At 56.9% G+C, this 10,014-nt stretch carries 12 protein-coding genes and 1 pseudogene; 2 read left to right on the top strand and 11 right to left on the bottom strand.

Annotation, left to right across the window (positions count from 1 at the left end; all coding sequences use genetic code 11):
* Window positions 1–37: 37 nt before the first annotated feature.
* Genes HFD92_RS15540 through HFD92_RS15575 form a run of 8 tightly spaced genes read right to left on the bottom strand, consistent with a single transcriptional unit; the run spans window position 38 to window position 7,174 of the window.
* Window positions 38–1,135, bottom strand: a complete 1,098-nt coding sequence (locus HFD92_RS15540; protein ID WP_167429219.1) for a phage late control D family protein — start codon at window positions 1,133–1,135, stop codon at window positions 38–40.
* Window positions 1,132–1,617, bottom strand: coding sequence for a phage tail protein (locus HFD92_RS15545; protein WP_060680943.1), 486 nt, complete (start codon window positions 1,615–1,617; stop codon window positions 1,132–1,134). The genes HFD92_RS15540 and HFD92_RS15545 overlap by 4 nt, the downstream gene beginning before the upstream one ends.
* The gene (locus HFD92_RS15550; protein ID WP_167429220.1) at window positions 1,614–4,316 is read right to left on the bottom strand and encodes a phage tail tape measure protein; all 2,703 of its coding nucleotides are present in this window, start codon (window positions 4,314–4,316) and stop codon (window positions 1,614–1,616) included. Before HFD92_RS15550 ends, HFD92_RS15545 begins: the two co-directional genes overlap by 4 nt.
* Window positions 4,309–4,428, bottom strand: coding sequence for a GpE family phage tail protein (locus HFD92_RS15555; RefSeq protein WP_033786692.1), 120 nt, complete (start codon window positions 4,426–4,428; stop codon window positions 4,309–4,311). The genes HFD92_RS15550 and HFD92_RS15555 overlap by 8 nt, the downstream gene beginning before the upstream one ends.
* A 14-nt stretch (window positions 4,429–4,442) precedes the next feature.
* Window positions 4,443–4,751 carry a phage tail assembly protein gene (locus HFD92_RS15560; protein ID WP_137244587.1) on the bottom strand — a complete coding sequence of 103 codons (309 nt, stop codon included), beginning with the start codon at window positions 4,749–4,751 and terminating at the stop codon, window positions 4,443–4,445.
* 56 nt (window positions 4,752–4,807) lie between these two features.
* Entirely contained in the window at window positions 4,808–5,323 is a 516-nt protein-coding gene (locus HFD92_RS15565; protein ID WP_009086863.1) for a phage major tail tube protein, read from the bottom strand.
* Between the two features lie 12 nt (window positions 5,324–5,335).
* Window positions 5,336–6,505, bottom strand: coding sequence for a phage tail sheath protein (locus tag HFD92_RS15570; protein ID WP_167429221.1), 1,170 nt, complete (start codon window positions 6,503–6,505; stop codon window positions 5,336–5,338).
* A 45-nt stretch (window positions 6,506–6,550) separates the two neighbouring features.
* Window positions 6,551–7,174 carry a recombinase family protein gene (locus HFD92_RS15575; RefSeq protein ID WP_167429222.1) on the bottom strand — a complete coding sequence of 208 codons (624 nt, stop codon included), beginning with the start codon at window positions 7,172–7,174 and terminating at the stop codon, window positions 6,551–6,553.
* 60 nt (window positions 7,175–7,234) lie between these two features.
* Between HFD92_RS15575 and HFD92_RS15580 the strand changes: the two genes are divergently transcribed.
* Window positions 7,235–7,876 carry a hypothetical protein gene (locus HFD92_RS15580; RefSeq protein WP_255461722.1) on the top strand — a complete coding sequence of 214 codons (642 nt, stop codon included), beginning with the start codon at window positions 7,235–7,237 and terminating at the stop codon, window positions 7,874–7,876.
* Window positions 7,876–8,268, top strand: coding sequence for a tail fiber assembly protein (locus HFD92_RS15585; protein WP_167429223.1), 393 nt, complete (start codon window positions 7,876–7,878; stop codon window positions 8,266–8,268). Before HFD92_RS15580 ends, HFD92_RS15585 begins: the two co-directional genes overlap by 1 nt.
* Before the next feature lie 160 nt (window positions 8,269–8,428).
* Here the strand turns inward: HFD92_RS15585 and HFD92_RS15590 are convergent, their stop codons facing one another.
* The 3 genes and pseudogenes from HFD92_RS15590 to HFD92_RS15600 form a co-directional block, all read right to left on the bottom strand.
* Window positions 8,429–9,007 (bottom strand): hypothetical protein, encoded by a 579-nt coding sequence (locus HFD92_RS15590; protein ID WP_167429224.1) that lies wholly within the window; start codon window positions 9,005–9,007, stop codon window positions 8,429–8,431.
* Window positions 9,008–9,248: 241 nt separating this feature from the next.
* Window positions 9,249–9,653 carry a tail fiber assembly protein gene (locus tag HFD92_RS15595; RefSeq protein ID WP_167429225.1) on the bottom strand — a complete coding sequence of 135 codons (405 nt, stop codon included), beginning with the start codon at window positions 9,651–9,653 and terminating at the stop codon, window positions 9,249–9,251.
* A pseudogene (locus HFD92_RS15600) lies at window positions 9,654–10,014 on the bottom strand (hypothetical protein); the annotation flags it as partial.

Consider the following 10,014-nt stretch of genomic DNA (forward strand, 5'->3'; position numbering starts at 1 on the left):
GATTAATAATACTGAAATAAACCACTTTGAGATAGCTCTATTCCATTTCAAGTGAGTCTATTTTCACTTCCAGCTCGATACTGGTAGTAAATCCGCTATCAGCGGTCAGGCTGTGCGTCAGCGTTGTGATGATCCATTCTCCCACATCTATCTGCCGCTTGAAGCCGCTAACCTTCACCGGCATTTCCGTGTAAAGCTCTGCGCGTCCCTGTGCCAGCTGGATTGAGAACGTTGCCACACCACGCTGCAGGCGTTCCCACTGCATTTTGGCAGCTCGTTCTGCATTGCTACGGTTTGCGTAAGTGCGGCTCAGTACCAGCACGTTTTCATCCGTGCCGATCAGGTAGTCGCCCTGTTTAGCCTCCGGCTCTTTTTTCTTTGCAGTGGATTTGCGCCTGCGCTTTACCTTCGCCACCTCTTTTTTTACCGGTTCGCGGGTGTGCAACCAGCTGGCGATCACGCCGGTGTAAGAGTCGCGGTCCGCCAGGGTGAAGCGGTGGCTGTCTCCGTCCCTGCGCTGAAGGGTGATTACCGGCAGCGCTTTGCCGCTTGCCGTTTTCCCCTGCCCCTGGCGGATAAACAGCAGATTACCGTCCTTGACGCAGGCCACCGCACCGCACTGTTTAGCCAGGCGCATCAGAAAGCTGGCGTCTGATTCGTTGGTCTGATCAATATGGTCAATTTCTGCGGCGGCCATGTCCTCACCCATCGCCGTCTTCAGCTTATGCCGCCCGGCGATATCCCGGACAATTTCGCCCGCTGTGGTTTTGTGCCAGGACTTCTCCCGCTTCGTGTTCAGGGTCTGCCGGAAGTCCGCGCTGCGCGCCCGCAGTGTCAGGCGGTCAGGCGTGCCGCTGTGCTCGATTTCGTCAACCACATAGCTGCCTTTCGGAAAAAGTGCCTCACCCTGCCAGCCCAGCGACAGCGACAGCACGACGCCCCGGCGCGGCAGCTGCAGCTGGCCGTCCGCGTCGTCCAGCTCGATGTCCAGCTGGTCCGCCTCAAAGCCCCGGTTGTCGGTAAGCGTCAGGCTCAGCAGGCGCTTTTCCAGCTTCTGCGTGATGTCTGCGCCGTCCATCGTCAGCCGGAACGCCGGTGAGTTCTGCTGGCCGTTAATCCACGGGCTGGTCATCATGAAAATAATCCTCCCGCTGCGGCGCTCACCTTACCGGCGGCGGTGGCGGCGGCGCCCTGCATGGCAGACAGCTGATCGCTGAGGCTGCCGAACATCTCGCCCAGCGATTCATCGGTGCGCTTCAGCGTCAGCGTGAATTCAATGCGGCGGCACACACCGCTGCTGAAGAACTCCGCTTTGGTCTGGCTCAGGCTTTCAATCACGAACATGCCGTAAATCGTCCCGCTGCCCTCGATAAGCGGCCACGCGCGGCCCAGCTCCGCAATCTGCTCCAGCGCGAACAGCGACAGCCTGCCGCCGGTAATCTCCGGCAGCAGCACGCCGGAAAGCGTCAGCGTGTCGTTGTCCGGGCCTAAAAACTGCAGCGACGGCCTCACGCCCACGCGGCTGTTTGACGGGAAACGCCAGCTGCGCTGATACTGCAGTTCCTGATAGGGCACCGTCCTCAGCATGAAAACAAATAAGCCCAGCGTCATCATCATTCCTCAAATCCTCCCCTGTCCCGGTAACTGCTGCGGGCGCGGGCCTGCGCCTGCCGCTCTTTTGCCTCCAGCCTGCGCATCACCTCATCAACCAGATCCTGCTGGCTCTGCCCCGGCTGCTGCACAATGGTGAAGGAGGCGTGAATCTGCGGCGCAGCTGCCTGTGCAGCACTGCCACTCATGCACGGCGCTTCCTGCCGGTACGCCTGAACTGGCAGGCTCAGCGGGTGCAGGGGCTTTGTCTCCGCCGTCGCTGCGCCGCCCAGCGTCAGCGCCGCCAGTGCCGCCAGCCGTGCTGTGCTCCGGCGGCTGGTCACGTTCGCCGGACCGCTGACCAGCTCCGGTCCGTTCTCACCGGCCACACCAAACTTGCCGGACGGGATAAAGCCGCCGCTGTCGTACATGCCCGCAAAAGCCGGAAAACCGCCCGGCGGCAGGGATACGCCGCCCCCCGTTTTTGCCTGCGCCGCGCGCGGCAGGTGCGGCCCGCCGGACTTATCGCCGCCCGGCTTCAGAAAGTCCGGCAGGTAGTCGGTCAGTGACGACAGCTTGTTTTTGATGGCGTTCCACTTCTGACTGATGCCCGCCATCAGGCCGTCAATCATCTGTGAACCGGCCTCTTGAAACCGCGCGGGCAGCGCCTTCGCGTCGGCTACAATCTCGCCCCACTTTGTGCTGATGTAGGTGCGAATCGCGGTCCAGACGCTGCTGACCTTTGTGCTGATACCGTCCCACAGCGCGGCAAGTTTCGGCCCCAGCGTGTCCCAGTTCTGCCAGATAAGCAGCGCCCCGGCGGCAATCAGTCCGATAACGGCCAGAATCGGGTTTGCGAACATCAGCCGCCCCAGCCACAGCACGCCGTTCCCCACGATGCCGATGGCGCTTTTTATTAATCCGAACGCGCTGAAGGCTTTTATTCCCAGCACGTTAAAGCTGAGCCGAAGCAGCGCCATCGGCCCAAGCACCGCCGCCAGGCCGATCATGAACGTACCCAGCGCCAGCACAATCACGGATATGACCGCCGCTGCTTTTACCAGCGTGCCCGCCAGCTCCTTGTTGTTTTCCACCCAGCGACGAGTCACGCCGGTGACTTTCTTCACCATGTTCATGATGTCCATCAGAGGCGTGCGCAGCGAATCGCCCAAGCCGCTCATGGTGTTGGAAACGCCGGTTTTGGTCAGCATCCACTGTGCAGAAAGCGAGTCCTTATTGATGTCCGACTCTTTCTGCATGGAGCCTTTCGCCCCGTCGCCCTGCGTCAGCTGCAGCTGACGCCTCAGCTCAGGCATGTTATTCGCGAGTTTGGCTGCGTCCTTGCCGAACTCCTTGCCGAAAACCATCGTCATAGCCGTCAGGCGTTTGTCTTTCGGCAGGTTGTTGACCTTTTCCAGCACGCGCTGGATGGTGCCCATGGCGTCCGTGGTCATCTGCTTTTCAATCTTCGCCGGGTCCAGTTTCAGCAGATCCATGCCGTCCATAAACCGGTCGCTCTGCATGGTGGCTACGGACAGCTCGCGCACCATGGCGTTCGCTGCACTGGCGGCGGTTTCCGACGTCGCCCCCAGGCTGAGGAATGTCGAACCAAGCGCGGCCGCTTTGCGGTAGTCCAGCCTGTCAGCCACGCCGCCCATGCGCTGCAGCACGTCGATGATGTCTGAACCTTTGGACATGGCGTTATCGTCCAGGTAGTTCAGCGCGTCGCCCAGCTGCTCGATGTTGCGCGTAGGGATCTTGTACAGCTGCGCAATCTTGCCCAGCCCTTCGGCCAGCTCACCGGCAGGCAGCTCAAACGCGGTGGACGCCTTCGCCGCCGTGGTGGCAAAGGCCATCAGGTCGCGTTTCTGGTCCTCATAGGAGTCGTTCTGGTTCGTCACGCCCATGCGCGCGCCGCCCTCAACCAGCGCGGCGTAGTCAATCGCGCCGTTTTCCATCGGCAGCTGCTCACTGGCGGCCTTGATGGCGGCCTGCATGTCATAGAACTGTTTTGTGCGGTTTCCTTTGTCGTCGCGCAGCCCGTTAACCTGCTTTGCCACGCCTTTCATGGCGTCTTCCATTGCCGCTGAAGATTTCACAGCGGCCAGTACCGGCGCACCCATTGCCAGCCCGGCGGCAGACGTTGCCGCTCCCGCACCGGCCACGCGATCGCGCACCTCAAGCGATCGGGAATATCGCTCACGTACCGCGCTCAGCTTTGCCTGCCGTTCTCCCAGCTTTTTAAGCGACTGCTGCTGCCGGTCAATGGCGGCACGCGCCTCGTCAGACTGACTTTTAAGTTCGCGCTGTGCCTGGCTCAGTTTCTTCGTGTCGATACCGGCAGCGCCCAGCGCCTCACGCTGACGCTGCACCGACAGGCGCAGCCCGTTGTAAGTCTGCTGCAGCTGGCTGGCGCGGTTTTTTGCCTGCTCCAGCACGCGGGCCTGTGCAGCTGTGGGCCTGTTTGTTTCCGTAAACTGCACGGCCAGCCGGGCCGCTTCTTCGCGGGCGGCTTTAAGGTTATTCGCGGTGATGGCAAGCTGTGAGCGGGTCTTGCGAAAGCCGTCGATACGCCCGGCCTGTGCGTCCAGCTCTTTAAGGGTGTTGCGGGTGTCTCGAAGCGTGCCAGCCAGCTCCCGTGTGCTGTCGCGGGCGCTGCGGAAGGGGCGCGTCAGCTTATCGACTGCGCCCAGCACGACCTGCAAACGCAGATTTTTATCACTCATCGCTGGCCCTGTGTCGCAGGATTGCTTTGTGCCGCCACTCCAGAACTTCCGTCAGCGTCATGGACTCGGTAACGGAGGGCGGCCAGTGAAAGACGGTAGCGATATCCGCCACCAGATCGTCTACCGTCAGGCCGTCGCTAAATCCGACAGGACCGACTTCTTCAGCAAAAAAGTGACCACCTCTACAGACAGGCTCACCAGATCGGCGGGGTCCATTTCGTTGATTTCCGCCGTGGTCAGGGCCGGGGTGGTGATACGCGGCAGCACGGTGATCAGTGCGTTCACGTCCATGTCCAGCAGCGCCTGCAGGCGGGTGCCGCGCAGCGCACCGGACTGCGGCTTGCGCACGGTGACGGAGGTGATTTCGGTTTTGCCGCGCAGGATCGGGGTATCCAGCTCGACGACTTTTTCATTTGGAGCGGTTTTATCAGTCATGATGCTTTTCCGTTAAAAAGAGAGATAAGCGGCAGGCGCGTGGCCTGCCGGTGTGATTACAGGCCCAGCGCGTTGCGGTGCGCTTCCATCAGGTCCTTACCATCCACGATGTGGATCATGTTCACGATGTCGATCTCGTAAACCACTTCGCCGTTAATGGTCAGCTTTGCGTAGCTGTTGGTTGCGGACACTTTGGTGGTGCTGGATTCGCCGGTTTTCCATTCGCCGGAGTCCAGCTCCTTATAGCGTCCGCGCGTCACCAGCTCGACCGCCTGCACTTCGCCGGTGTCGTCGCGCTGAATGGAGCCGGTAAAGCGCAGCTGGATGCCGTCCACGGTTTCGGTGCCAAGCTGCTTAAACAGCAGGGCTTCAGTGCCGCCTACGGTGAACTCCGTATCCAGCGCACCATCATCCAGGCCCATGTCGATGTCCACCGCACCGGCCATGCCACCGCCGCGATATTTTTCGAACTTACGGGTGACTTTCGGCAGCGTCACGGACTCAACCAGCCCCTGCCAGTTGTTACCTGCATTGAACACGTTCAGGTGCTTGAGTTTGCGGGGTAATGCCATCTTTCAGTCTCCTTATGCGCTGACGCGGCTGCTGAAATCGACCAGGTACTGGTCAGTGATGCGCTGGCGCAGCAGCAGGTTTTCCAGTGGCGGCACCGGCGTGTAGTCGTAATCGATCAGCAGCTTGCCCGCTTTAAGCGTGTCTTTATCGTTCACGCTCTCGTCCAGCCAGCAGTCCGCGCCAATCAGATAGCCCTGATTCACCAGGCTGCGCAGCTTCGCGCGGATGCTTTCGATGATGTCACGGGCCAGTGACGGGTTCAGCGCGCCGTCAACGGACCACATCTGCGCTTCAGCCATCGTGTCCATGAGCACCTGCGCCGTGCGGGTGTAACACTCAAACCGAAAGAGCGCGTCATCACTAAGGCAGCGGGAACCCCAGAAGCGGAAGCCGTCTTTGCGGATCAGCGTGGTCACGTCGTTCTGGTTCAGCAGGCCCGCATCAGTGGCCGGATCCTGCAGGTCCCAGAAAACGTCTTTGGAAATGCCGGTGACGCCGTTAACGCCAACGTTTGACAGGGACTTGTGCCAACCGGTCTGCTCGTCGATTTTAGCGCGCAGGCCCAGCGCGCGGGCGGTGGCGTAGGCTGTCGCGTCCGCCTTCAGCACGGTGTCAAAGTTGATAAAGTCAGGCCAGATCAGCATCCCTTCGCGCTGGCTGAAATTGCTGCGGTAGGCAATCGCCTCTTCAACACTCTTGCAGCCGTAAGCTGACAGGTAGGCGAAGCCGCGCAGGCTCTGCGCCACGCCCAGCAGTTCGGTGGCGACGGCTTTGGTGTCGTGGCCTGGCACGCCGAGAATGCGGGGCTTTACGCCGCATACGGACTGCGCGGCCAGCAGCGCCTTCATGCCGGTGCGCTGGCCGTCGGCCACGCCGCCGATGATGTTGGCGGTAGTTTCCGCTTCGGTTTCGCCCTGCGGCACGCGCACGACGACGGTGACGGGTTTGGACTGATCAGCGATGGCGTCCAGTGAGCGCGCCAGCGTGCCGGACTCTCCGGCCTTGCCGCTGGCTGTGAGTACGTCGGTTAACAGCACCGGGCGGTTTAGCGGAAAGGTGGCCGCGTCGGCGTCGTCGCCGGTACAGACCAGCCCGACAATCGCGGTGCTGACGGTGGTGATGGTTCGGGTGCCCTCGTTGATTTCCTCAACGCGCACGCCGTGGTGATAATCCTGTGCCATATGGCGGTTCTCCTGTGAAGGGGTTCCGCTATGGTCTATGGTCCGTTATGACGGGGCACGCGCTGGCTGTTGTGCGGTGTCTGATACAACAGACGCGCCGTTTTCGCGCAGGGTTTTCTGTTCCGGGGCGGTGATATAGCGATAAATCGTCTTAACTGACACGTCCAGCACCAGTGACACCTGTAGCAGCGTTGCGCCCTGCGCCAGCATCCGCCTGGCACGATCCACCGTTTCCGGCGTCATCTTCCGCCGCCTGCCGCCGATGCGCCCTTTATCACGCGCAGCGGCCAGCCCGGCGCGGGTGCGCTCTACGATCAGCTCACGTTCCATTTCCGCCAGGGCGCCCATGACGTGGAAGAAAAACCGGCCCATTGGCGTGCTGGTATCGATGCTGTCAGTCAGGCTGCGGAAGTTAATGCCACGTTCGCGCAGCTCTTCAGTCAGCATCACAAGGTGGCGCATACTTCTTCCCAGCCGGTCCAGCTTCCACACGATCAGTGTGTCGCCGGGCTGTAAGCAGCGCAGCGCCTTCTTCAGCCCCGGCCTGTCGCTGGTTTTACCGCTTATCCTGTCCTCAAATATCAGCTCACAATCTGCGCTCTGCAGCGCAATCCGCTGTAAGTCCGTGTTCTGGTCATTTGTTGACACCCTGATATAGCCAATCAGCACGCTGAGTTCTCCGCAAATGGCCGCAAGTGTGCCAGCGCGGCCCGGCGCTGTGCCAGGCGTTTGTTTCTCAGAAACCTCGGTTTAACAGAAAAATTCTCAGGGCGTATTATTGGCCGCCAGATTTTTACCACGCCTGGAGCAATCAACTACAAGCCTACGCCCGGAACGCAACGCATCAGGATTATCCTGACCGGCGGCGGTGGCAGAGGTTACGGCTATCTTGGATGGGGCAACGGCTTCACAAGCCGCGGCGCAGGCGGTGGCGCGGGCGGAACGGTCATCGCATGGCTGAATGTGGACGACACCAAAACTTACCCCGGCGTGGTTGGCCGTGGCAGCGATGAAACCCTGTCAGCAACGAGCAGCACATTCAACGGCCTGCTGACAGCGGGCAACGGTGTGAATACTTCATCAGGTGATGCGGGCGGCGCGGGCGGAACGGCAGTCGGCGGCGATTTGAATATTCCGGGTGGCGACGGCAGCGATGCGCCCGGCATTATCTCGACGACCACAAACCCTTATCGGGGCGGTTCTGGTGATGGCGGTGTAAGTTACTGGGGCGGCGGCAAGCGAAGCGGAGACGGTAATTTATCCGTTAAAGGGAAAACCTTTGGGGCTGGAGGTGGCGGTAATACCCGATCCGATCCTTTTATTGGTAACTATGGTTCGGACGGCGTTATTTTTATTGAGGAATACAGTTGATGAAAACTTATGCCCGCATTGAAAATCAGCGCGTCGCGGAAATTGTCGCGCTGAATGTGAAGCCTGAAAAACTCTATCACCCTTCGCTGGTATGGGTGGATATCACCGCACTGCCCGAACAGCCCGATATAAATTATCGCTACAGTGACGGCGTCTTTACTGCCCCGGAAACAGATGCTGAAAATGCGGCGCTGATTGCTAGCAGCAGGCTGGCAGCCGAAATGGATGAGGCAAACAGGACCATTGCACCGCTGCAGGATGCAGTTGATATCAGCATTGCGACAGATGCGGAGATCACCCGCCTGGCAGAGTGGAAACGTTATCGGGTGGCGCTGAGCCGGATTGATACCAGCAAAGCGCCAAATATCGAATGGCCTGAAAGTGCGAAATAAAATAAGCGTGTCAGCTAAAATTTGAGCTAACACTATTCCTGAGAGAGGTATATTTTTCTGAGTCCGCTTTATGCCAAAAGCGGACTCAGGTTACTGCACAACACTAATCATAATTAAAGATAAATCTATTAAGAGTTTACGAATCTCAATGAAGAGCAACTCAACATGTTGACATCATAAAAGATGAATTTGCATCAAAAAAGCCTTCATAGTCCTCATACAGTCCATTTGCACGCGCAAAACTTATTGCTTCACTAAGCTTGGCTCTAGCGATGTTGTACTGTTTCCAGCCTTCTTTATCATTACATTCAGGAGTGGTCCTTAAATTAGCACCTGTTGCAGAAAATTCAGACATTAAGCTATTTAGTTTTTCCTCTGCTATTTGCCTACGCATTTCCACTGATGAAACTCTTGCGCTCTCATTAAGCTCAGCATTTAATTTCTCATATTTTATTTTTAAATTATCTAATTCCAAGACTTTCTTGGCGTATGTTTCTTTTTCGCTTTCAATTGAGAGCTCTTGCTTATATACTTCTTTCTCCCTTTTTAAAAACTCCTCCTGCTTAATAAGGCTTTCATTGTAAAAGGCTTTAACCTGCTGGTCTAATTCATTTTTCTTTTCATATAGAACTATATATTGCTGGACTAAAAAAGCACCAAAAGCGCCAAAAATAAGTAAAGAAACAATACACGCTGCAAGGTTTTTACGAATGAAATCTGACAACTCTTTTAAGTTCATGTTTTTCTCTTTTTGGTTAAGCATACATATAGATTAATAAATTATTGCCAATAATACTTTAAAATATTCTAAAAAATCCAAATATACTTGCTGTTCAAAAAATAATCACGCTCGTTATGTCTATCAGGTTGAGAGAGCAATGTAGATTGTTGTATGTCGCTCATGGCTGGCGGTGGGTTTTAAGTTTGGCTCAGTTCCACAATGCAGAACGAATACTGAGCCAGACAATAACGCAGCCTTCTTATCGGACAGGCTGTTCAGGCCATATTATTTTTTTAGCATCCTCCGGGTTCACCCGCATCAGCATGACACGGTATTTTTTCCAGGCGACAAGCTGATTTGCTTCTTCATCTGTAGCTATTCCTAAATCTTTCGCATCCTGCAGAGGCAGTATAACCTTATCAGCTTCAGCCCTAAGCCTGCCGCGTTTGTCCTCTGCCTGGCTGATTAGTTCGTCAGCTGTCGGCAGTGGTGGTTCAGTCAGGCACGGAAGCATGTCAGCACCGCAGGCAATCAGCTTTCCTTCTGCCTGGCCGTTTAGCAAATCGGCCCACTCTGTTTCAGTAATATCATTCGCATCATCGGGTATCACTTTATTGATAGCGGTATCGTAAAACGCATTATTTGAAGGTGAGTATTTTTTCATTTAGTGCCCCACTGCCAGCCACCAAATGCCTTGCGGAGTAGTGGCATCCGGACCGGTATTTGAAAGAAGAAACGATGACTTATCCTTAAACTGTGCCCCTACGCAGTACTCGCCTTTAAGCGGAATTGACGTTCCCTTATTAGCAACAACCGTAAATCCACTTGTTGGAAACGCGACAGGCAGCGTAACTGTCGTGGTTGCCTGCTGCGCAAAGCTACCAAAACCCCACTGTAAGATCAGCCCGTGCGGAAATTTGCAGTATCCGTTTCCGCTTCTCACGATTGAAAAGAAACTCATATCTGGCAGTTGCCCGGTGCCATTACCTACGGTCTTTTTTGCCGCGTCGCCTAAACCGAGGTTT

The sequence above is a fragment of the Pantoea sp. EKM101V genome (assembly GCF_011800325.1).
Classification (GTDB): Bacteria; Pseudomonadota; Gammaproteobacteria; order Enterobacterales; family Enterobacteriaceae; genus Pantoea; species Pantoea anthophila.

Coding starts and splice junctions, on each gene's coding strand:
- HFD92_RS15590 (WP_167429224.1), bottom strand. CDS start 9,007: ATGAACTTAAAAGAGTTGTCAGATTTCATTCGTAAAAACCTTGCAGCG.
- HFD92_RS15545 (WP_060680943.1), bottom strand. CDS start 1,617: ATGATGATGACGCTGGGCTTATTTGTTTTCATGCTGAGGACGGTGCCC.
- HFD92_RS15565 (WP_009086863.1), bottom strand. CDS start 5,323: ATGGCATTACCCCGCAAACTCAAGCACCTGAACGTGTTCAATGCAGGT.
- HFD92_RS15595 (WP_167429225.1), bottom strand. CDS start 9,653: ATGAAAAAATACTCACCTTCAAATAATGCGTTTTACGATACCGCTATC.
- HFD92_RS15550 (WP_167429220.1), bottom strand. CDS start 4,316: ATGAGTGATAAAAATCTGCGTTTGCAGGTCGTGCTGGGCGCAGTCGAT.
- HFD92_RS15585 (WP_167429223.1), top strand. CDS start 7,876: ATGAAAACTTATGCCCGCATTGAAAATCAGCGCGTCGCGGAAATTGTC.
- HFD92_RS15570 (WP_167429221.1), bottom strand. CDS start 6,505: ATGGCACAGGATTATCACCACGGCGTGCGCGTTGAGGAAATCAACGAG.
- HFD92_RS15540 (WP_167429219.1), bottom strand. CDS start 1,135: ATGATGACCAGCCCGTGGATTAACGGCCAGCAGAACTCACCGGCGTTC.
- HFD92_RS15560 (WP_137244587.1), bottom strand. CDS start 4,751: ATGACTGATAAAACCGCTCCAAATGAAAAAGTCGTCGAGCTGGATACC.